Source organism: Neptuniibacter sp. QD29_5 (genome assembly GCF_047778125.1).
In the GTDB taxonomy this organism is placed as follows: domain Bacteria; phylum Pseudomonadota; class Gammaproteobacteria; order Pseudomonadales; family Balneatricaceae; genus Neptuniibacter.
On the sequence record NZ_CP180556.1, the window covers coordinates 2,617,966 to 2,640,478 of the forward strand.

Annotated in this window: 23 protein-coding genes and 1 pseudogene; 10 read left to right on the forward strand and 14 right to left on the reverse strand. The window is 43.3% G+C overall.

All coding sequences use genetic code 11. The features are described 5' to 3' along the window. The first annotated feature begins 229 nt into the window (after positions 1-229). From ACMXYR_RS12415 to cysG, 5 genes are all read left to right on the forward strand, one after another. On the forward strand, positions 230-1,015 hold the full coding sequence (locus ACMXYR_RS12415) for a sulfite exporter TauE/SafE family protein (RefSeq protein ID WP_415885518.1): 786 nt from the start codon (positions 230-232) through the stop codon (positions 1,013-1,015). A gap of 53 nt (positions 1,016-1,068) precedes the next feature. After that, entirely contained in the window at positions 1,069-2,727 is a 1,659-nt protein-coding gene (locus ACMXYR_RS12420) for a nitrite/sulfite reductase (RefSeq protein ID WP_415901837.1), read from the forward strand. After that, on the forward strand, positions 2,711-3,184 hold the full coding sequence (locus tag ACMXYR_RS12425; protein WP_415901838.1) for a DUF934 domain-containing protein: 474 nt from the start codon (positions 2,711-2,713) through the stop codon (positions 3,182-3,184). Before ACMXYR_RS12420 ends, ACMXYR_RS12425 begins: the two co-directional genes overlap by 17 nt. Before the next feature lie 26 nt (positions 3,185-3,210). Beyond that, on the forward strand, positions 3,211-3,933 hold the full coding sequence (locus ACMXYR_RS12430) for a phosphoadenylyl-sulfate reductase (RefSeq protein WP_415901839.1): 723 nt from the start codon (positions 3,211-3,213) through the stop codon (positions 3,931-3,933). A 357-nt stretch (positions 3,934-4,290) separates the two neighbouring features. Further along, positions 4,291-5,715, forward strand: a complete 1,425-nt coding sequence (gene cysG, locus ACMXYR_RS12435; RefSeq protein ID WP_415901840.1) for a siroheme synthase CysG — start codon at positions 4,291-4,293, stop codon at positions 5,713-5,715. A gap of 379 nt (positions 5,716-6,094) precedes the next feature. Here cysG and ACMXYR_RS12440 read toward each other — a convergent pair whose 3' ends face one another. Beyond that, positions 6,095-6,274, reverse strand: coding sequence for a PCP reductase family protein (locus ACMXYR_RS12440; protein ID WP_415901841.1), 180 nt, complete (start codon positions 6,272-6,274; stop codon positions 6,095-6,097). Positions 6,275-6,621: 347 nt separating this feature from the next. Here ACMXYR_RS12440 and ACMXYR_RS12445 point away from each other — a divergent pair. Next, a pseudogene (locus ACMXYR_RS12445) lies at positions 6,622-6,690 on the forward strand (hypothetical protein); the annotation flags it as partial. A gap of 54 nt (positions 6,691-6,744) precedes the next feature. Beyond that, positions 6,745-6,915 carry a hypothetical protein gene (locus ACMXYR_RS12450; RefSeq protein WP_415901842.1) on the forward strand — a complete coding sequence of 57 codons (171 nt, stop codon included), beginning with the start codon at positions 6,745-6,747 and terminating at the stop codon, positions 6,913-6,915. On the opposite strand, the gene ACMXYR_RS12455 is transcribed toward ACMXYR_RS12450, so the two are convergent. Beyond that, on the reverse strand, positions 6,916-8,205 hold the full coding sequence (locus ACMXYR_RS12455; protein WP_415901843.1) for a DEAD/DEAH box helicase: 1,290 nt from the start codon (positions 8,203-8,205) through the stop codon (positions 6,916-6,918). Positions 8,206-8,241: 36 nt separating this feature from the next. After that, positions 8,242-9,687, reverse strand: coding sequence for a PLP-dependent aminotransferase family protein (locus ACMXYR_RS12460; protein ID WP_415901844.1), 1,446 nt, complete (start codon positions 9,685-9,687; stop codon positions 8,242-8,244). 112 nt (positions 9,688-9,799) lie between these two features. Here ACMXYR_RS12460 and ACMXYR_RS12465 point away from each other — a divergent pair, with 112 nt between their 5' ends. Continuing rightward, entirely contained in the window at positions 9,800-10,396 is a 597-nt protein-coding gene (locus ACMXYR_RS12465; protein WP_415901845.1) for a pyridoxamine 5'-phosphate oxidase family protein, read from the forward strand. Between the two features lie 68 nt (positions 10,397-10,464). Here ACMXYR_RS12465 and ACMXYR_RS12470 read toward each other — a convergent pair whose 3' ends face one another. Next, positions 10,465-11,649, reverse strand: coding sequence for an alpha/beta fold hydrolase (locus ACMXYR_RS12470; protein WP_415901846.1), 1,185 nt, complete (start codon positions 11,647-11,649; stop codon positions 10,465-10,467). A 682-nt stretch (positions 11,650-12,331) separates the two neighbouring features. Between ACMXYR_RS12470 and ACMXYR_RS12475 the strand changes: the two genes are divergently transcribed. Together ACMXYR_RS12475 and ACMXYR_RS12480 are read left to right on the forward strand one after the other, a co-directional pair. Continuing rightward, positions 12,332-13,099, forward strand: a complete 768-nt coding sequence (locus ACMXYR_RS12475; RefSeq protein ID WP_415901847.1) for a class II aldolase/adducin family protein — start codon at positions 12,332-12,334, stop codon at positions 13,097-13,099. Positions 13,100-13,130: 31 nt separating this feature from the next. Then, positions 13,131-14,306 (forward strand): mandelate racemase/muconate lactonizing enzyme family protein, encoded by a 1,176-nt coding sequence (locus ACMXYR_RS12480; protein ID WP_415885530.1) that lies wholly within the window; start codon positions 13,131-13,133, stop codon positions 14,304-14,306. 58 nt (positions 14,307-14,364) lie between these two features. Here ACMXYR_RS12480 and ACMXYR_RS12485 read toward each other — a convergent pair whose 3' ends face one another. From ACMXYR_RS12485 to lepA, 10 genes are read right to left on the reverse strand one after another with little or no spacing between them, the layout of a single operon-like run. Then, on the reverse strand, positions 14,365-15,216 hold the full coding sequence (locus tag ACMXYR_RS12485; protein ID WP_415901848.1) for an amidohydrolase family protein: 852 nt from the start codon (positions 15,214-15,216) through the stop codon (positions 14,365-14,367). Positions 15,217-15,256: 40 nt separating this feature from the next. Beyond that, positions 15,257-15,985, reverse strand: coding sequence for an SDR family NAD(P)-dependent oxidoreductase (locus ACMXYR_RS12490; protein WP_415901849.1), 729 nt, complete (start codon positions 15,983-15,985; stop codon positions 15,257-15,259). Between the two features lie 8 nt (positions 15,986-15,993). Further along, positions 15,994-16,368, reverse strand: coding sequence for a holo-ACP synthase (acpS, locus tag ACMXYR_RS12495; protein ID WP_415896825.1), 375 nt, complete (start codon positions 16,366-16,368; stop codon positions 15,994-15,996). Continuing rightward, on the reverse strand, positions 16,365-17,135 hold the full coding sequence (pdxJ, locus tag ACMXYR_RS12500) for a pyridoxine 5'-phosphate synthase (protein ID WP_415903649.1): 771 nt from the start codon (positions 17,133-17,135) through the stop codon (positions 16,365-16,367). Before pdxJ ends, acpS begins: the two co-directional genes overlap by 4 nt. Before the next feature lie 13 nt (positions 17,136-17,148). Then, positions 17,149-17,838 (reverse strand): DNA repair protein RecO, encoded by a 690-nt coding sequence (gene recO, locus ACMXYR_RS12505; RefSeq protein WP_415901850.1) that lies wholly within the window; start codon positions 17,836-17,838, stop codon positions 17,149-17,151. Positions 17,839-17,843: 5 nt separating this feature from the next. Continuing rightward, on the reverse strand, positions 17,844-18,779 hold the full coding sequence (era, locus tag ACMXYR_RS12510; RefSeq protein ID WP_415882154.1) for a GTPase Era: 936 nt from the start codon (positions 18,777-18,779) through the stop codon (positions 17,844-17,846). Positions 18,780-18,781: 2 nt separating this feature from the next. Further along, on the reverse strand, positions 18,782-19,462 hold the full coding sequence (gene rnc, locus ACMXYR_RS12515) for a ribonuclease III (RefSeq protein ID WP_415901851.1): 681 nt from the start codon (positions 19,460-19,462) through the stop codon (positions 18,782-18,784). After that, complete coding sequence (locus tag ACMXYR_RS12520) at positions 19,459-19,836, reverse strand: DUF4845 domain-containing protein (protein ID WP_415901852.1); 378 nt, start codon at positions 19,834-19,836, stop codon at positions 19,459-19,461. Before ACMXYR_RS12520 ends, rnc begins: the two co-directional genes overlap by 4 nt. An 11-nt stretch (positions 19,837-19,847) precedes the next feature. Next, positions 19,848-20,660: a signal peptidase I gene (gene lepB, locus ACMXYR_RS12525; RefSeq protein WP_415901853.1), complete on the reverse strand. Its 813-nt coding sequence runs from the start codon at positions 20,658-20,660 to the stop codon at positions 19,848-19,850. A 22-nt stretch (positions 20,661-20,682) separates the two neighbouring features. Then, on the reverse strand, positions 20,683-22,482 hold the full coding sequence (lepA, locus tag ACMXYR_RS12530) for a translation elongation factor 4 (protein ID WP_415901854.1): 1,800 nt from the start codon (positions 22,480-22,482) through the stop codon (positions 20,683-20,685). Between the last annotated feature and the right edge of the window lie 31 nt (positions 22,483-22,513).

The window sequence follows — 22,513 nt, forward strand, 5'->3', positions numbered from 1 at the left end:
CTAGCTATCCTATAATGCGGCGCATTATCGCAGCCCTCTCAATAAAACGCAAAAGAATATATAATTACTTTTTTATAGCGTTTAGCTATATATAAGAACCTATCTATTACTTTTCAAATTGTTACCTTTCGTTATCACCAAAAGAAATAACAAGATTCCCAATTATTATTTTGAGTTATAACAAACCTCCTTTATTATGCCGCCAGTTTATTCTTGGACAGGTCTATCTATGGAACTTGCGTACAGTTTTGCAGGATTAGTTGTTGGCTTTATTGTTGGCCTCACCGGTATAGGTGGTGGTGCCTTAATGACGCCTATCCTGATTGTTGTATTCGGAATTCCGCCAGTTACAGCTGTAAGCACCGATTTACTATATGCAGCGGTTACAAAATTCGGCGGTACTTTCTCTTATGCAAGAAAGAAACTTATCGAGTGGAAAGTAGTTCTTCTTTTATTGCTAGGCAGTATTCCTGGAAGTTTGCTAACCCTTAGCTATCTAAAAGGTCTAGATGGACTAGAACAAATAGAACACATAATGAACATGACCCTAGGCGTATCATTAGTGTTAACGTCCATCGCTGTGTTCTTGCGTAATAAAATTCGCAATCAAGCCATGAAATGGCAGCACACATCAGCAGCAAGCCATGCTAAAAAATGGCGCCCAGCTATTACGGTACTAATGGGTATTCTACTAGGAGGTCTGGTAACATTGTCGTCGGTTGGCGCAGGGGCCCTTGGTACAGCTATCTTAATTTTATTATATCCACGTATGAGTATGCCAACCATCGTGGGTTCCGACCTAGTTCATGCTGTTGTGCTTACATCAGTTGCAGGCGCAGGTCATTATGGAATGGGCAATGTCGATCTTAGCCTGCTTCTATACCTATTAATCGGCTCTTTGCCGGGTGTATTTGTCGGAAGCCATCTGGGCACACGATTATCACCAAAAATTATGCAGCCTATTATGGGCTCAATATTATTAGCCATCGGTCTGCGCTTCGTAATCGCAGGTTAAAACCCGAAAAGTGAGGTGTTGTACCCGATTAAGGGTCCAACAAGGGAAAAGTTATGTATCAGTATAACTCTGTCGACCAGAAACTGGTTGACGAACGTGTTGAGCAATTTAGAGATCAGACTCGTCGCTTCTTAGCTGGCGAACTGCCGGAAGATGACTTTCTAGCACTACGTCTGATGAATGGTCTGTATGTACAACGCCATGCACCAATGTTGCGTGTAGCGGGTCCATACAACATGTATAACTCAACTCAATTCCGTAAACTGGCTCATATCGCTCGTACTTATGACAAAGGCTATGCGCACTTTACTACGCGTACTAACCTACAGTTTAACTGGCCGAAACTTGAAGAAGTGCCTGATATCCTTGCGGAGCTTGCTGAAGTTCAGATGCACTCTATTCAAACATCAGGCAACTGCATCCGTAATACAACGACGGACCAGTTCGCAGGTGTAATTCCGAATGAAATCGAAGATTCACGTCCGTACTGTGAAATCATTCGCCAGTGGTCATCACTTCACCCTGAATTTGCGTATCTACCTCGTAAGTTCAAGATTGCGATCTCTTCTTGCGCAAATGACCGTGCTGCAACACAAGTACATGACATCGGCCTTCACATCGTTAAAAACGATGCTGGCGAAGTTGGATTTGAAGTACTTGTAGGCGGCGGCCTTGGCCGTACTCCTATGATCGCTAAGCAGATCAATCCATTCCTAGCGAAGGAAGATCTACTTTCTTACCTAGAAGCTATCATCCGTGTGTACAACATGAATGGTCGCCGCGACAACAAATACAAAGCACGTATCAAAATTTTGGTACAAGCTGTGGGTATAGATAAGTTCCGCGAGCAAGTTGAAGAAGAGTGGGCGCACATTCGTGACACTGATCTAAAACTACCAATGGAAGAGATCGAGCGCGTTAAAGCATTCTTCAAACCATTTGATTACGATGCATCAGCTGCTGCAGATACTTCACTTGAAGCTAAACTTGCAGAAAATGAAGATTTCAACACTTGGTATGAGCGTAACACTGTAGAGCATAAAGTGGATGGTTACCGCATTGCTTATGTATCTCTAAAGCCATACCTAAAACCTGCTGGCGATATCACTGCTGACCAACTAGATCTAGTTGCTGACCTTGCTGATAAGTACAGCTTTGGCGAAATTCGCGCTACTCATAACCAAAACTTAGTTTTGGCAGATGTTAAGAAAGCTGACCTATATGCAGTTTGGGAAGTACTAGCGAATGCAGACCTAGCACGTCCAAACATCGGCACCCTAACAGATATGACTGTTTGCCCTGGTGGTGACTTCTGTGCTTTAGCAAACGCAAAAACCCTAGGCGTAGCTGATCAGATTAATGAAAAGTTTGAAAATATGGACTTTGTCCATGACTTAGGCGATCTGAAACTAAATATGTCAGGCTGCATCAACGCTTGCTCACATCACCATGTTGGCCATATCGGTATTTTAGGCGTAGATAAAAAAGGCGAAGACTGGTACCAAATCACTCTTGGTGGTGATGATGGTTCTGAAGCCGCTTTAGGTAAAGTTATTGGAAAATCAGTTCCTGCTGACCAAGTAGCTAACACCCTAGAAAAAGTGCTGGAATTATACGTTCAACAGCGCTTTGAGAACGAACGTTTCATTGATACATTCCGTCGTATCGGTATTGCACCATTTAAGGAGTACGTATATGCCCCTGCTAATTAATCGTGAGGTTGTCGCAGACAACTGGACTCTGATCAACGAAGAATCACTTGATCAAACGGGTGACATTATCGTACCGCTGGCGTTGTACTTGGAAAACCAAGACGCACTGGCTAGCCGAGAAGGCCAAGTAGCCGTAAAAGTGAATGGTGACGACGATATCGACTTCCTAGTTGAGAACTTAGATAAGTTCCCACTAGTGGCGATCGACTTCCCTGCTTTCCGTGACGGTCGTGGTTTTAGTATTGCTCGCCTCCTTGTTCGCGCTGAGTACAAAGGCGAGATACGTGCAACTGGTGATATTGGCCAAGATCGTTTCGCTTATCTAGAGCGCTGTGGTTTCACAGCAATCGAAATTGCTGACGATGTATTTAAGCCAGAAATGCTTAAATCCTTCGATGAGATGAGCAACTATTACCAAAGCGCTGCCGATAAAGTACGTGCAGTTTATCACCAGTAATTAATAGTGACGGTGAGGTCCTATTTATGAGTGAGCAAATTACTGCAGAGCTACAAGCAAAGGTTGAAGCCGTTGCAGCTCTACTAAAAAAAGGCTATCAGGATCACGAGGGATCCCTAGTCTTCGCAAACAGCCTAGGTGCTGAGGACGTAGTTATTGCTGATCTGATCAGCAAATTCTGCCCTGAGATCAGCAACTTTGTATTGGACACAGGCCGTCTGCCAGAAGAAACACTTAAGCTTCTTGCGGACGTGCAAAAGCAATACGCTAATGTAACGTTTGACGTTTACTACCCTGAGGGTGCAGACGTTGAAGCTTATGTTGCAGAGAACGGTGTTAATGCGTTTTACGAATCACAAGAGCTACGTAAAGGTTGCTGCTTTGTTCGTAAGATTAAGCCACTAAAACGCGCCCTTTCTGGTAACAAAGCATGGATTACGGGCCTTCGCCGCGAACAATCTGTTACTCGTGATGAGATCCAGTTTGAAGAGTGGGATGAAGGCAACAATATGCACAAGCTAAACCCTTTGGCGGACTGGTCAGAGAAAGAAGTTTGGGCATATATCAAAGCGAATGATGTTCCATACAACGAACTACATGACAAACACTACCCAAGCATCGGCTGTGCACCATGCACACGTGCGATTTCTATGGGTGAAGATGTGCGTTCTGGCCGCTGGTGGTGGGAAAACCCAGAAAACCGCGAATGTGGCTTACACCCAGCAACGCCGCTGAACTTTAAAAAGTAATACCTAAGAGATAGCAGGAAGCTTTCTCTGACAGGAGATCCCCCTGCACCATTCAGCAAAACTGTTTGGTGCAGGATCATCTTAATTCTAAGATGCACCATTTTTAAGCACCGGATATACACGCGCCCCAATTCGGTGAATTAACTCCCTTTCTATACGCCCAAAACTTAAATCTACTGGTAAACTAATAGATATAAATACGGTTGGTTTCTGCTCTATACAGCTATGTACTTGGCTCTCAATAGAAAACGATTAAACCAATCATTCTTAGGCATATAGGTTGCATAACTTATTCATAAATAAAGACAACCGACCTATCAGGTAGATAAAACCTGAGTCATTTTCTGGAGAGATTTTGTGGATTACCTACCGCTATTTTTTAAGCTGACCCATCAGAAAGTCTTGCTTGTAGGTGGAGGAAACATAGCCTTACGTAAGGCTAAATTGCTGTGCAGAGCAGGTGCTCATGTGACCGTTATCTCTCATAAGGTATGTGACGATCTACAAGACCTTTTGGATGAAAACCAAGGAACGGCGATTGTTGGTGAATACCACGCAGCTCTACTCGATGACAAAATCTTAGTCATCGCTGCTACGGATGATAACCCGCTTAACGAGCGTGTTCACTTCGATGCAGTGGAAAAGAATATTCCGGTAAATGTTGTCGATAGCCCTAAGCTTTGCACCTTTGTATTCCCTGCCATTGTTGATCGATCCCCTGTTGTGATAGGTATATCTTCAGGCGGTAGCGCACCTGTTCTTGCTCGATTGCTACGAGCTCGACTAGAAACATGGATTCCAAAATCCTACGGTAAGCTTGCGAGTATCGCGAACCATTTCCGCGATCAGGTGAAAGAGACGTTCAGTACGGTTAACCATCGACGTGTTTTCTGGGAAAACGTGCTTCAAGGCCAAATAGCCGAGAAAGTTTTCGCTGGGCGGGATGAAGAAGCAGCGAAAATGATCACTGATAAACTCGCAAACGAAGATCCAGAACACCAGGTAGGCGAAGTTTACCTTGTCGGTGGCGGTCCAGGTGATCCTGAGTTATTAACATTCAAAGCATTACGTCTCATGCAACAAGCCGATGTCGTCCTCTACGATGCGCTTGTTTCCCCAGAAGTGTTAGATCTTTGCCGACGCGATGCCGATCTGATTTTTGTGGGCAAAAAGCGTGATAACCATGCAGTTCCGCAAGAAGGTATCAATGAGCTTCTAGTGAAACACGCAAAACTCGGGCAACGAGTTGTTCGTCTAAAAGGTGGCGATCCTTTTATCTTTGGTCGCGGTGGCGAAGAACTTCAAACCCTTAAAGAACATAATATCCCTTTCCAAGTGGTGCCAGGCATCACAGCGGCTAGTGCTTGTTCAACCTTTGCCGGCATTCCGCTGACGCACCGAAACTATGCACAGTCGGTTAAATTTGTAACTGGGCAGCTTAAAAACCGTACGACAGATCTGAACTTTAACGAGTTGGTTCACCCTAACCAAACTGTTGTCTTTTACATGGGTCTACATACCCTGCCTCAGCTCGCCGCTAAGATGATTGAGCATGGCAAACCAGCACCCACTCCTGCAGCGATCATCTCCCGTGGGACATCGGCAGATCAAAAAGTACTGACCGGTACTTTGGAAACGCTACCTAAGCTACAAGAGGAAGCTCAACTACCAGCCCCTGCACTGATCATTGTGGGTGAGGTAGTAGAGCTGCACGAAAACTTAAGCTGGTTTGGTGAAGAAGTATTAGCTCAAAACCTAACCCCGGTTAAAGCGGAACCTTAATTTTCTATAGAAAAGACGATCCAACCAGTTACCCCCAAATTCTGGGGGTAACTCTATTTACAACCCGTGGATATCTTTGGTTTAGATCGCTAGAGCCCTCGATATACCTAGCCTCAAAGCAAATGCTGATTTTCTAAACACTTTACAAACAACATCCCTTTCTTGACCAATATTCAGCCAGATTGCAGACAGTGTTACCAAGTTATAAACGTAAATCAGAACTGATGCTGAAAAAGAGATAAGCTTATCTCTTAGTAAAGATAGGCAAGGACGATTTAATATAAAAAAGGAAGAAAGTTTGATCACAGGTAGAATAACCTGCTTAGAGAACAGCGGTTGACCAATAGTATAACCAACCGCTCTGATTGATGTTAGCTACTTACTTTTGGCTATCCATCTGCTTTTTCTTGACCTTATCAAGCAACTCTTCGGTGATACGCTCTAGGCCTTGCTGACGAGCAGCCTTCTCTACCTTATGACGAATTAATTTACGTACAAAGAAAGGTGCCGCATCTACACGCTGTTTCGCATCTTCGTCCCACTCTAGTTTGCCTGACATTACTTTTTACCAATTAAGAATTAAAGGCAGACATTATACGCACTCTGCCCTGAACAGAAAACAGACAGTGCCCGTTGGGTTTTACTCAGCAATTTACTTTTCCACAGTTAGAAAATAACTATGCTGTAGATGTATCAATAGATCCGTACAGGGAAATGATCCTGCCTGTCACTAAGTGCAGAGATTACGTGGAGCTTTATATGTATCGCCCCATCTATAAAAGTGAACCCATTAGCAAAATGGATTGGGAACAAGTCCGAAACATTCTGCACCAAAGCGAGAAAAATAACGAAACAAATTAGATAACAGGTGTCTTACTGGCATCTCAGCATAACTTTCTTCAAGAAATCGAAGGACGCTATGAATCTGTTAATAAGCTTTTTATAACATTAGTGCACGATCCAAGGCATACGAACATTCAACTTATCTCTTTTGAACTCATCGACAGCCGGCTTTTTGCAGGGTGGGGGATGAAAGGCCTAGGTCTACTCGACTTTAATACCGATCAAGTCGAGCAACTAAAAGCAAAATACGGCGAAGATAAGGGAGATATTCGCTTCCCTCTCGAAGGCTGGAAAGCACTTGCTTTAATCGATGACCTTAAGATGATGCAAACGCTCCCCGAATGGAAACAAAGCTAATTATTTCTTAAATAACCCCGGTCTAATGGCACGTTTTGATGTGTCAGGTTGGTACGCTTCTACTTGTTCACGCTTAACTTGTTTTTTACCTTTTACCGACCGCTTTTTCATTGGTCGGTCTGCAAAATCTTCGATCTCGATTCGTTTACCATTCTCGATTCTTGGTACCGGTCTTAATCGGATCTTCTGCTTAATCAATTGCTCAATGCGCTTAAGAAAATCTCGCTCTGCCGGTGCAACTAGAGAGATCGCTTCGCCACTTTCCCCTGCTCGACCTGTTCGGCCAATACGATGCACATAGGCTTCAGGAACATTCGGCAAGTCGTAATTCACGACATATGGCAAAGCTTCGATATCTAAACCTCGTGCTGCTACATCAGTAGCAACCAAAACATGCAATTCGCCACTCAAAAACTCTTTGAACATGCGCTCACGCTCACGCTGAGTTTTATCGCCATGAATTGCAGCAGCATAGATATCCTCTTTATTCAAATACTGAACAAGTTCGTCAACGCGCTTTTTAGTTCGAGCAAATACTAGGGTTTGGCCCCACTTCTCTTCTTGAATCAGATAACTCAGGATCTCAGACTTATCGCTGTTATCCACTGCATAAGCGATCTGTTTGACCTGCTTTGCCGTCGAGTTACGAGGAGAGACTTTGATCTTCTGTGGATTATTGAGGTAAAAGTCGGCTAATACTTCGATGCTTTCATCTGCAGTCGCAGTAAACAAAAGTGTCTGACGAGGCTCTGCAGCATAATCCATGATCTTTTGAATGGGATCGATAAAGCCCAAATCAAGCATACGATCCGCCTCATCCAAGACTAAAAACTCTAGATGATCGAGGTTAATCACTTTTTGTTGCAATAGATCTAACAACCGCCCTGGGGTTGCTACTAGAATGTCTGCACCCCGTTTAAGTTTACGAATCTGGTTATCCAAACGTACGCCACCATAGATAGACATCACACGCATACCTAAAGGACGGCCATACTCCAATGTATTATCTGCCACTTGAATGGCCAGCTCACGCGTAGGCGCTAAAACCAGCGCTCTAACTTGACGGTAGTTTTGTTGCGGCGGTGTTTTACTTAACTTCTCAATGATAGGCAAAGCGAAGCTAGCCGTTTTACCTGTACCCGTCTGCGCTTCCGCTAGTAAATCTTCACCTTTTAAGACTAAAGGGATTGCTTTAGCTTGAATCGGAGTTGGCTGTGTATACCCGAGTTTTTCCAAACCAGACAGCAGTTCAGGGCATAAATTCAGATCAGAGAAAGCAGAGGTAGTCATCGCAACAAAGTACTCACAAGTTATAAGCTGCTCATTTTAACCTAACTTAGAGTTGCTCCGAACTTTTTTGTAATGTTTAGCTATAAGCTGAATACCTTGTCTAATCTGTTCTTCCGACTCAGCACAGTATCCGATTACTAAACCATTCAGTTTCGGCCCCTCTTGGGTATAGCCCGATAGTGCTCTTACACCCAACCCATCTTGTTTTAACTGCTCAACCAGTCGCTTGTCTTCTATCTCATCTGGCAACCCCAATACCAGATGCATTCCTCCTTCAGCACCCAAAATAGGCAAGCCTGACAAACAGCTAGCTTTGACCTCTTTAGATAGAACTTTAAGCCGTTTCTGATACAACCCACTCATCTTTTTGAGATGCCGTGCAAAAAAGCCTTGCTCCATAAACTCAGCCATGGCCACTTGAGTAACGCCGGATAAGCCACCATCCATATAGCGTCGCGCTCGACTAAATAAAGGCACTAAAAGCTCAGGTAGTATCACATAACCTAAACGTATTGCAGGAAACATCGATCGACTAAAAGTCCCGGTATAGATCACCCTCTGATAATCACTGATTGCAAACAGTGACGAAACTGGATGCCCTAGGGCAAACTCTGAATCGTAATCATCCTCTAGAATCCAAGCATCTTCTGCTTCAGCCCAACGAATAACCTCCAACCTTTCTGCAAGCGATATCGTATGCCCTAAAGGAAAGTTACGAGAAGGCGTCAAACTCAATAACGCAGCCTTCTGTTTTAGCGCATCAATTAGAGGAAACTGAACCGTATCAATCTTGCACCCCGCTGCTTTAAAAGCACCAGATATCCCTGGAAACCCCGGAGTTTCAACCACCACCCGATCACCTGAATTAGTGAGTAACTGAGCAACCATATAGATCGCTTGCTGGGAGCCGGAGGTCACCAAAATCTGATCGGCTTTTACCTCTATTCCTCGGTGTCGCAATAAATATTTTGAGATCTGCTCCCGCAGTCTTAAATCACCTGCCGGAGGCGATGACTCTAGTAACTTAAACGATGCGGCTCTCGCTAAACAGCGTTTCCATTGCTCTATCGGAAACTGATCGATTGCGGGTATTCCCGGTTGCAGTAACTTTCGCGTATCTGGATTTAAAGGCGTAAAACCTAAGAATTGCTTTGCATATTCCGAAACCGACAAACCGGGGTCTTGCTTCGTTTTCGAAGGCTTATTTCTCAACACTGACTCAGGTAAGTGAGCGACATAACTCCCTGAACCTGTCACCGTTTCAACATAACCCTCGGCAACTAACATTTCATAGGCCGTTTTAACTGTATTACGGGCAACACCAAGCGCACTCGATAACTCACGAGTTGCAGGTAAACGAGTACCACCCACCAGCGCCCCCTGCAAAATAGCCAACTGCAGACGTTTAAAAATAACCTGGTAACGAGCCCCCTCATCAACGCTTTCAGGGGACTTAAGAATGTTTAGCAGCTGCGCACTCAACAAAATTGGGCCCATTAAATATACAAATATTGGATCTCACATAGACCAATTATAACCATTACTCTTCCACCATCTAAACCAATCAACCCATAAATATGAGGAGGACAAGCAGATGAGTCACTTTACCCCTACACCAAAAACACAGGTTAAACGCGGGTTGAAAAAAGCGACCTATGATCAAGAAACAATCTATCAGATCATGGATGAAGCACTTGTCTGCCATGTTTCATGCAATTGGCGTGGTCAAACCATGATTCAACCGACACTCCACTGGCGCGAAGGCGATTACCTCTATATCCACGGTTCAAGTAAAAATGGTTTGTTCCAAGCATTACTCGCCGGAGAGGAAGCTGCAATAGGAATTACCTTGCTGGATGGATTAGTGTTTGCGCGCTCTGCTTTCCACCATTCAGTCAACTTTCGAAGTGTAATCATGTATGGCAAGGCTAAGCTAATCGAAGAAGAACAGGAAAAGCGTCGACAATTAGACTTGATGCTAGAAAAGGTCAAAACCGGAAGATCACAAGAAGCGAGACCCGCGAATGATGTCGAGCTCAAAGCCACTGCGGTTTTGGAATTTAAAATCGAGCAAGTCTCAGCAAAAGTTAGAACCGGAGCACCTGTGGATGAACCTGAAGATATGGAATTGGATGTTTGGGCGGGTGTTCAACCTATCCGCCAAGTATTCGATGAGATTATTTACGAATAGGTAGATCTATATGAAAGGTTTTACAGCGCTATGCTGTAAAACCTTCACTTACCTAGCCATTTGAATGGCTAGCTAGATAACGCGGTCTTAATATTGATCTCACCTTCCAAGGTTTTATGAACGGGGCATCGATCTGCAATATCAAGCAAACGTTGTCGCTCTTCCTCAGATAAGTCACCGATCAGCGTTATACGCCTCACAAACTGATCTACTTTGCCCCCTGATTGTTCACAGCTAGAACAATCCTCTGCATGGATTTTGTCATGGATAACATCCACCTGCACATGCTCCAGTGGCAACTGTTTATGACGCGCGTACATGCGAATCGTCATTGAGGTACAAGCCCCTAAACCAGCAGCAACTAATTGGTAAGGTGTGGAGCCTAGATAATTGCCACCGTAACTCACAGGCTCATCTGCAATTATATGGTGACCTGCTGCGCTGATATCCTGAGTAAAACTGTCCGGATCAGCTTCACTTACCCGAACAACACCTTCAGGGGCATTCATCTGTTTTGGTAACAGTTCAACGTCTATATAACGCTGCACCCAAGTTGAAATCACTTCAGCGGTATACTCTGCATCCTCGACACGCGTAAGCAAATGATCAGCATTATCTAGGGTGATAAAGCTCTTTGGGTGTTTAGCCATTTGGAATATCCGTGCGGCATTATCCAAACTCACGGTTTCATCCATTGGCGCATGCAGCACCAGTAGTGCTTTTTTCAGATGCTTAACCTTAGCCTCTAAGGATACATCTGAAATATCGTCGATAAATTCACGGCGAATGGTAAAAGCCCTACCACCCAGCTCCACTTCTGCCGAACCTTGGTTACAGATTGTATTTACATGATCACCAAAATTATGAATAACATGTTCCGGTTCAGCTGGAGCACCAATCGTAACTACAGCTTTCGCCTCTGCTATTCTATCTGCAGCTGCTAACACCGCCGCCCCACCTAACGAGTGACCGATTAAGAGTTGAGGAGCCCGATAGTTTTCACGTAAATAATCAGCAGCTAAGACTAAGTCAGCAACATTAGAGCTAAACCCGGTATTAGCAAATTCACCACCCGAATGGCCCAAGCCCGTAAAATCAAAACGAAGTACAGCTATCCCCAAAGATGCTAGACGTTGAGCTATTCGCCTAGCTGCTGGAATATCTTTGGAACAGGTAAAACAGTGCGCAAACAATGCATAAGCAGCGGGTTTGCCAACGGGTAGATCCAAACGAGCCGCAAGCACTGATCCCATCGTGACCCTTAAACTCTAAACGCTCTGTTTTCATGTTCATTCCTCACAAACTCAACCAATATAGAAACAGTATTCATCAAGCATCGAACAAGCTCCATTTACTTCTCTCTATAGCTTGGATAGGTAAGATTTATGACAAAGGGTATTAAAAAGAATACAGAATAGTTTGAGTAACTGACTAATCTTGGAGAAAGGAAGTTATGTTATGACCAACGATACCTGTACAGAGCCCGCATTGAATTGAAGTCGCAAACAAACTAATAAGGTAATACACAAGAGCCGATGAGTTCTTCAACTCTAATAATAGTTTGATCTACTAAGAAGCACATCCACCTAAATTAAAGTCTTTAGCTTACTCACAACAACCAAACATTAATTTGATCGTTTAGCTAAAGAAAATCTTAACCAACAAATGGAAGAAACATAAAACCTAGTGCGACAGCACCAACAAGCGCAATTACAGGAAATTCCAATACAGAATTATTCGCAGGGCTATTCATAACAATTCTCCTTATCAGTAATAGGAATCATTATTATCTAAGAAGAAATCAAATGCAAATAATTCTTATTAGTGAATAATCATTTCATTGGCATCATGTTCTTTATTTCGTAGCTCCCTGTATAATTCTTGCAATCAATACTGCTCGTCAAAGGCACATCTATTTAAGCCAGAGGATTTTTTATGCTGGAGCTTCCACAACTCGATTTAAAAAACAAAGTTTCCCCAGAGGAATGGCAGGTACGGGTAGATCTAGCTGCCTGCTACAGGCTAGTGGAAGATTTAGGCTGGGGAGATCTAATCTATACTCATATTTCAGCAAAAGTACCTGGAACAGATCACTATCTGGTAAATGCTTTTGGGCTTACATTTGATGAAGTTACTGCATCAAACTTAGTTAAGGTGGATCTAGAAGGAAATATCCTCGACGATACGCCTTTCAACATAAACCCTGCAGGATTTACGATTCATAGCGCCGTTCACTCTGTACGTAGTGATGCACACTGTGTTCTTCACTTACATACTAAAGAATCTATTGCGGTAGCTTCCCTTAAATGTGGGTTATTACCCCTTAGCCAATACTCCTGCTTCCAATTGGCTTCGTTAAGCTATCACCAGTATGAAGGCCTAGCAGTTAATCAGGATGAGAAAGCACGTTTAAAAGAAGATTTAGGTCGTAACAACCACCTTTTACTTCCAAACCATGGCGCTCTCACCGTTGGTCCGACCGTAGGTGACGCATTTATGCGCATGTATGACCTACAACGTGCTTGTGAGATTCAATTATTAATTCAATCAACAGGTCAAGATGCTATAGAAGTGGCTCCAGAAATCGTTGATGGCATATCTAAACAAGCAAATGTCGTTCATTCAGGAACTACCGGTGGACAGAAGTCATGGCCTGCAATGCTTCGTAAAGCCTACCGACTTGATCCAAGCTTTGCGCAATAATCTGAAAATTACCGAATAATAAGGCTGATTCATGAAAATAAATCGCGTAGAAATTTTTGATATTCACTGTCCGGATCGTCCTGTTTGGAATCCGGTATTTGTTCGAGTACACACAGATGAAGGCATCAGCGGTGTAGGTGAAGCGGGCTTAGCTTACGACCTAGGTCATAGTGCTGCTGCAAACATGATTAAAGAATTTGCAGAAGAGATGCTACTTGGTCGTGACCCATTCCAAACAGAAGATCTTTGGAACCTAATGCTACGCGGTAGCTTTTGGGGATTAGGCGGCGGTCCTATCATTTACGCTGCAATGAGTGCTATCGATACAGCTCTCTGGGATATTAAAGGTAAAGCTCTGGGCCTTCCTGTTTACCAACTGCTTGGCGGTAAAGTTAACGATAAACTACGCACTTATGCCAGCCAGCTTCAATTTGATTGGGATTCAGAATTTAAAGCCCTAACAGATCCTGAAGATTATGCAAAAGCGACAGAAAAAGCTCTGGCAGAAGGTTATGACGCTGTAAAAGTCGATCCGATCATGTATAACGAAAAAGGCGAAACCTTCTTCGATCGTACTAAGCTCTTTACTAACAAAGAGATGAAGATGTTCCGCGACCGCTTAATGGCTATCCGTGAAACCATGGGTGATGACGGTGATATCATTTTTGAATGTCACAGTTTGCCAGGCGCTTCAACCGCGATTCAATTGGGTGAGTTGGTCGAAGAAGCACGCTGCATGTACTTTGAAGAGCCAGTGAACTACTTAAACTCGGAGCTGCATAAACGCGTAGCCGACAAAGTAAATGTTCCAATTGCCGGTGGCGAACGTTTGTATAACCGCTGGGGTGTTCGTCCGTATCTTGAAGATCAAAGTCTAGATGTACTACAACCAGATATCGGTTTATGTGGTGGATTTACAGAAACGAAAAAGGTTTGTGATTACGCAGACGTATACGACGTTCGAATTCAAGCCCACGTTTGTGGTGGCCCAGTAGCAACAGCGGCCTCTTTGCATCTTGAAACAGCGATTCCAAACTTCTTAATCCATGAACATCACACCTATGCGATTAAGCAATGGAACCGTGAGCTTTGTATTCAAGATCCTCAACCAGTAGACGGCTTCTTCCAAGTTTCTGAAGAGCCTGGAATTGGTATTGAATTGAACGATGAGGTAGTAATGCGTTCACCGCGTATTGAAGTTAAGTAATTTTCTACTTCATATAAAAAGGGCGCTATCAGGCGCCCTTTTTTATTTTCTAATCACGCTAATCGATATCTAACTGGTATATTCGATTAGCGTTTTCAAATATCAGCATCTCTTTCTCAAAGCCCTTCCACTTCATCTCTTTGAGATACCTCTGCCATAAATCTTCATAACTACAAGCCAATTCAGAAACAGGGAAGTTACTCGCCAACATCACCCGAGTAAGTCCAAATTGCCTAACGGCAAAACTTATAATAGGTTTGGCCTGCTCCGAACTCCAATCACGATTAAACATCTCCCAACCAGAGCATTTAATAGAACATTCTGGATGATGTGCTAGCCGAGTAATCGAGTGCATCCACTCCTCATTCAGCTGTACAGGTGACCCGCAATGGTTAATCACAACCTTTAAATTTGGCAACTTTTGCATTACATCTGCAAGTGCACAAGACGCACCTGGATCAGATAAAGACAGCTGAGCTTCGAAAATTAGCTGGTTATCGGATAGTACCGCAAGACGTTTAAAGACATTTGGATTGGACAACACTTCCTGAGCGGCATTATCTAAGATGTATCTCACACCAACTAATGACTTAAATTCTTGTAGTTTTTCCAAATGCTCATCAAAGCTATCGGAAGTTAGATCAAGATAAGCTATTGAACGAAAAGGTAACTCACAATGACTTTCAAGCCACTCCAATTCACGCCACGGATGGGAATTATCAAAACCCGCTTCGATATGTACAAAACCTACAATATCTGCTGAGCCTGATTGGCTTAAATCACCTTCGCTATAACTGCGCCTAATCTTATTTTTATCAGACCATTCAGGCGTGTGCCCTTCTTTCAGCCAGTGATAATCCCCTTTTTCAAGATTAAACAGGTGCAGATGCGGGTCTATCACTCTACTCATATACCGCCTTTAGATCGCAAGTTTCACTTTTACAACTCAATTACTGGGCTGTATAACCACCATCAATTAACTGCAAACTACCGGTAATAAAACGAGCATCATCACCAATCAATAATGCAACAAGTGCAGCAACCTCCTCTGGCTGGCCTATACGCCCTAATGGCTGCAAAGCTGCTTCTTCTTGATGTACAACACTTTTTTCACTTCCGCTGCTCTCACAATAGCGGTCAATTGCATTGTGGTAAAGTGGTGTTTCTATGGTTCCGGGGCAAACAGCATTAGCTCGAATTCCTAAAGAAGCATAATCTAATGCTGTGGTCTTAGCCATTGAAGCAAGCGCCGCTTTACTCATGTTGTAAGCAAAAGAGTTTCTTTTAGCAATAACAGACTGATCCGAGCCTAACAAAACAATTGAGCCCGAGCCTTGCTGTCGCATGTGAGGTAGTACAGATTGTAAAAGGAAATAGGCCCCCTTTACATTAATCGCCATCACTCGATCAAAGTCCGCTTCTAAAGTGTCTTCTATAGTTGCAGAGAAATGAATTCCGGCATTGGATACAACACCATCAATCCTGCCAGATTCCTTGATGACATGATCAATAGCTTGTGTAACCTGAGTTGAATCAGTCATGTCACATTGAATAAATTCGCCGACCTCAGATTCACTCAGGTCTAAGTTATAAACCTTGTAACCGTCATCTAATAAACGCTCAACGACAGCTCGTCCTATACCAACAGAACCACCTGTAACGACACAAACCCTAGTCATAGAACTCTTCATCCCTCAGCAATAACAAACGCAACAATGTAATCTTTCTCATCACTGTAACTTAGATGCATACATGCAACTTCAAGCTTTTCGGCGCGCTCTGCAGCACCTCCTGATAGACTCACTTCGGGTCGACCATTCTTATCTTTCGTAATCTCAATATGCTTCCAACTAACGCCTCGCCCAATACCTGTGCCTAAAGCTTTAGATACCGCTTCTTTGGCACAAAAACGTTTAGCTAGAAACAGAGGTGGATTGGATACTTTGAGGAACTGTTCATATTCGGAAGTAGATAAGATACGTTGCGGCAAGGCAGGCGTTCTGTCCAACGCCTGCTCCATGCGGCTGATCTGAAGAATATCGGTCCCGATACCTCGAATCATCGCTTTAATGCATCTCTTTGCGGCTGAATTCGAGCTTGGGCCTGAAGCATCTGTTGCTTAATTTCAGATACCGCTTCTTTTAAACCAACAAATAAGGCACGCGCAATAATCCCGTGGCCAATATTAAGCTCATTCATCTCAGGAATTTCAGCGATCTGCTCAACATTATGATAATGCAAACCATGGCCGGCGTTTACAATCAGGCCTTTTTGGTAAGCATAGGTAGCTGCTTCACGGATACGTTTCAGCTCATCTGCCTGTTCTGCAGAAGATTCAGCTTCTGCGTAGGAACCTGTATGCAATTCAATCACTGGAGCCCCACAACGAATAGTTGCATCAATCTGTGCTGGCTCCGGATCAATAAATAGAGACACCTCGATACCTGCCGCAGCTAATCGATCACAAGCTTCTTTCACCCGCTCTTCTTGACCAGCGACATCCAAACCACCTTCGGTCGTCAACTCTTCACGCTTCTCTGGAACTAAACAGCAATGAGCAGGCTTTACATCTTCAGCAATGGCAATCATCTCTTCAGTCACAGCCATCTCGAAGTTCATACGTGTCTGTAATGTCTCTTTCAAAAGATAAACATCACGATCTTGGATATGGCGACGATCTTCTCGCAGATGAATTGTAATACCATCGGCACCAGCCTCTTCCGCTAGCGCAGCAGCCTGAACAGTATCCGGGTAGCGTGTACCACGCGCTTGGCGAATCGTAGCGACATGGTCAATATTGACCCCTAATAACAAACGGGATGGTTCAATCACACCACTTTCCTCACATTTTTTGAAATAGCTCTCGGCTACGCAAGGGCTTTTGCCCCAAAGCACGATCAATTAAATTTCGCATCAAGCGCTTAGCAGCTCTGCGAACTTGAATATCTGAATAATCATCAACAGCAATCGCAGACAACTGCCAACCATAAAAACAAGACGCCTTATTTTTATCTGTTACTGCGCCAACAGGAACAAAGCCATATTCAGGGTTAAAACAATATACTGAATCAGCAGATTCTTGTTCCAGCTCTGGCAATACACCAAGATCATCAAGTAAACGATGCTCAAAGGTGCGTAGCGCCCCCTCTATATCTTCACCAGATACTAACTCATTTAAAACATACTGATAATAAACATAGAGTTTCGGGTGACTATCAAATGGCTGGAGCAAACGTTCTAACAATTCATTTACATAAAGTCCACAAAGCAGCGCATCGCCATTCAGGAACAACATAGCAGCAACAGGCTCGGCTTGAGTTAATGTTTTGAGATCGTTACGTCCACGCCATGTAACCTGAATAGGTACAAAAGGTTGTACTGATGCACGTAATTTTGATTTGGGTCTGCGTGCGCCCTGAACAACAGCGGAAACTTTACCATGTTCTAGAGTGAAGAAATCAACGATAAAACTGGTATCGCGATAAGGGCGGCTATGGAGGACATAAGCCGCCTGCGGATCAGAATGACTCATGCTTTTTAGGTATTGTCATAACCCAAACTACGTAATGCCCTTTCATCATCCGCCCAACCACGACGAACTTTAACCCATAGGTTAAGCATTACTTTAGCATCAAACATACGCTCCATATCCATGCGAGCATCACGGCCAATTGTTTTGATTCGAGAACCTTTATCCCCAATAACAATTCGCTTCTGACCATCACGCTCTACCAGGATTAGCGCACTCACATGGAGAACACCATTTTTTGCGTATTTAAACTCTTCAATCTCTACAGTAGTACCGTAAGGGATCTCATCCCCTAAGTTACGCATCAACTTTTCCCGAACCATTTCCGCAGCCATGAAGCGTGAGCTTTTATCTGTTAGCTGATCTTCAGGAAAGTGATGCATACCCTCAGGAATATGCTTAGCGATTAACTCTTCAAGCTGCTCTACGTTATGGCCATCTTTAGCTGAAAGCGGAATCATTTCAGCAAAGTCCATACGCTCAGAATGTGTCTGCATCTGAGGTAATAAAGCCGTTTTGTCTTTCAGTTGATCGACTTTGTTTACAGCTAAGATAACCGGACAACGAGCATGCTTGACCTTGTCCAGTACCATCTGGTCTTCTTCAGTCCAAGCAGTACGGTCAACAATAAAAACAACAACATCAACATCACGTAATGCGTCTGATGCAGCTTTGTTCATATAACGGTTTAAAGCTTTTTTACCATCATCTTTATGTAAGCCTGGAGTATCTACATAAACGATCTGTAGATCATCTTCTGTTTTGATACCCATAATCTGATGACGAGTTGTCTGAGGCTTACGAGAAGTAATACTCAATTTCTGTCCTAAGATGTGGTTCATCAATGTCGATTTACCAACATTAGGGCGACCAACAATCGCTACGAAGCCACATTTTTGATCTGGATTACGAGGCTCCAGCAGGTGCATTAAATCTTCAGCCATAACTATTTCTCCACCTGCAACTCTATCAGCGCATGTTTTGCGGCTTCTTGTTCAGCCTGTCGGCGACTACTACCAATACCTTTTGCAGGCTTAGCTAAGCCTGCCACTGTACAATCGATATAAAAGGTTTGATCATGAGCTTCGCCTTCTACATTGATTAATTCATAAGTTGGCAAAGCTAAACGACGCGATTGCAGAAACTCCTGCAAGCGTGTTTTAGAGTCTTTCAATGTCTCATTTAAGTCTAATTTTTCTAAACGCGCTTGGAACCAAGAAAGAATAAATCCACGGGCTGTTTCCATATCGGAATCTAGATAGATCGCGCCGATAATAGCTTCTACAGCATCAGCTAGGATTGAATCTCTACGAAAACCGCCACTCTTAAGCTCTCCGCTACCTAAACGCAGGTAATCGCCTAAACCCAATTCACGAGCTACTTCAGACAAGGTAACTCCTTTAACCATACGCGCACGTAAACGACTTAATTCACCTTCTTTAGCTTGAGGGAATCGTGCAAACAGATCATCAGCGATAACAAAGTTCAAAATAGAATCGCCTAGAAACTCTAGACGTTCATTATTCTTCTTACCGCAACTACGATGCGTGAGTGCTAACTCAAATAAAGACTCATCGGCAAATGGATGCCCTATACGACGGGCCAAATCAGATACAGGTTTAATCAAGGGGCTTCTGCTTCATATTCGTTAGTGAAAAAAACAACCGCATCAACGTTCCCAAACATTGGAACACGTACCTCGTAATCAAGCGTTGCAGTAATAATGCCGTCATCTTCAACAATAGTTAAAGCATCTTTTTCTGGTAGCTTAATTTGATTTATCACCAACTTTTTTAAAATTCCAATTCTAATGCCCTTAGGTCCCTTCTCCACTTCATCTGAGTCATTCATTGCATCAGCAAGCACTGAATTTAAAGTTCTGTTATCTACATATGCAGGGAATAATTTAAATGCGATAGAAAACAAAAAACCTGCAACAATAAGCGCTAACAAAATAGAAAAAATTGACGCACCTGCTTGTTGCTTAAGACTAGATCTCATATGAGCCTCCATTACTTAATCACACGAACATCGCCAAATGACGGTACACTTAAAAAGGTAGGCCAATGCATCCAAACTGCAAATGCCTTACCTACTAGAAGATCTTCAGATACAAAGCCCCACCTGCGACTATCATTACTATTATCGCGATTATCTCCAACCATAAAGTAATGACCTTCAGGTACAGTCCACTCCATATTCTGAGCTGGTCTGCGAACATCTCTATACATTTGATGTTCAACACCATCTAAATTTTCATTAATTAACAAGCGCTGTGGATTTTGAGGTGGTAATTGAGCCAACAACTGTTGGGATTGCTCTTTTCCGTTTATAAACAACTTCTTGTTTTGATAACTAATTACATCCCCCGGAAGTCCAACTACTCTCTTAATATAGTTAATAGATGGTTTTTCAGGGAATTTAAATACAACCACATCACCACGTTCAGGATCATTAATCTCAATAAACTTGGTATTCAGAACAGGTAAACGCAACCCATAATGAAATTTATTGACCAAGATAAAGTCACCAATTTTCAACGTCGGTAACATTGAGCCGGATGGTATTTGAAAAGGCTCTACCAAGAAAGACCTTAATATCAATACGATGAAAAGCACCGGGAACATAGATCGACCAGTATCGACCCAACCAGATACACGATTAATCTGCTCAATCGCTTCATCAGGCAACTCTGCTCCCGCCTGAGCAAAAGCGGCTCTCAGCTTTTCATCCCTTTGTGGTTTCAAAGAGATTCGATCGTAAAACCAAACGATGCCAGAGATGAAAGTTAACGCAACCAGTACCAATGCGAAATCAAAATCCATCTAACAATGCCCTTCCTGATGATTAACTATCAACTTTAAGTACTGCAAGGAACGCATCCTGTGGGATCTCTACACTACCCACCTGCTTCATACGTTTCTTACCTTCTTTTTGCTTCTGTAGCAGTTTTTTCTTACGGCTTACGTCACCACCATAACACTTCGCTGTCACGTTCTTACGCAATGCTTTAACTGTTGTACGAGCAATGACCTTACCACCAAGCGCAGCCTGAATTGCCACATCAAACATCTGACGAGGAATAACTTCTTTCATCTTTTCACATAGCTGACGGCCACGGAATTGAGCATTATCACGATGAAGAATAACGGCCAAGGCATCAACCTTATCACCATTGATAAGAATATCCATTCGCACCAATTTAGCTGGATCAAAGCGTACGAAATTATATTCAAGAGAGGCATAACCACGACTTACAGACTTCAAACGGTCGAAGAAATCGAGAACGACTTCCGCCATCGGTAGTTCATAAGTAATCTGTACCTGATTACCTACGTAGTTCATCTGTTTTTGGATACCACGCTTCTCGACACATAGCCCAATAACCTGCCCTAGGTAATCTTGTGGAACAAGGATATTGGCTTCAACAATTGGCTCTCGCATCTCATTAATAGAGCCAGGATCCGGAAGCTTAGATGGGCTATCAATCTGAATAACATCACCATTGTTCATCTCCAACTCGTAAATTACAGTTGGAGCTGTTGTGATCAAATCAAGATTATATTCACGTTCAAGACGCTCTTGAATGATTTCCATATGCAGCATACCCAAGAAGCCACAACGGAAACCAAAACCAAGCGCATCAGATGTTTCAGGCTCGAAGAACAACGAAGCATCATTCAACGTCAGCTTATCCAATGCTTCACGGAAATCCTGGTAATCATCAGAACTTGTAGGGAATAGACCGGAGTAAACCTGCGGTTGTACTTTCTGGAAACCAGGAAGGCTTTCTACTTCTGGAGTTTTAACATGAGTTAGCGTATCACCTACAGGTGCACCATGAATGTCTTTAACGCCCGCAACCATGAAGCCTACTTCACCTGCGTGCAAAACACCGGTTTCTTTCTGCTTAGGTGTGAAAATACCTACAGATTCAGCCTGATAATTTTGACCTGTAGACTTAACTAGAATCTTGTCTTTCTTACGCAGCGTACCTTGAGTTACACGCACAAGAGAGACAACGCCTAAGTAATTATCAAACCAAGAATCAATAATTAGGGCTTGTAGCGGAGCATCAACATCACCTTCAGGTGGCGGTATTTCCTTAACTAATTGTTCGAGAACGTCTTCGACACCCATACCGCTCTTAGCTGAACAAGCAACAGCATCAGTGGCATCAATACCGATAACTTCTTCAATTTCAACTCGAACTCGCTCCGGCTCTGCCTGAGGCAAGTCCATTTTGTTTAGAATGGGTACTACTTCTAAACCTTGCTCGATTGCTGTATAGCAGTTAGCAACTGACTGAGCTTCTACACCCTGCGCAGCATCAACGATCAAAAGCGCACCTTCACAAGCGGCTAAAGAACGAGAAACCTCATAGGAGAAATCTACGTGACCCGGTGTATCGATAAAGTTAAGCTGGTAGGTTTCACCATCTTGCGCTTTATAGTTCAGAGTAACACTCTGCGCTTTAATGGTAATACCACGCTCACGTTCCAAATCCATGGAATCAAGAACCTGAGCTTCCATTTCACGGTCACTTAAGCCACCGCACATTTGGATGAAACGATCGGCCAAAGTCGACTTACCGTGGTCGATATGGGCAATAATAGAAAAATTTCGGATATTTTTAAGGTTGCTCACGTGCAGGCTACCGCTACTCTAATACTCGCTG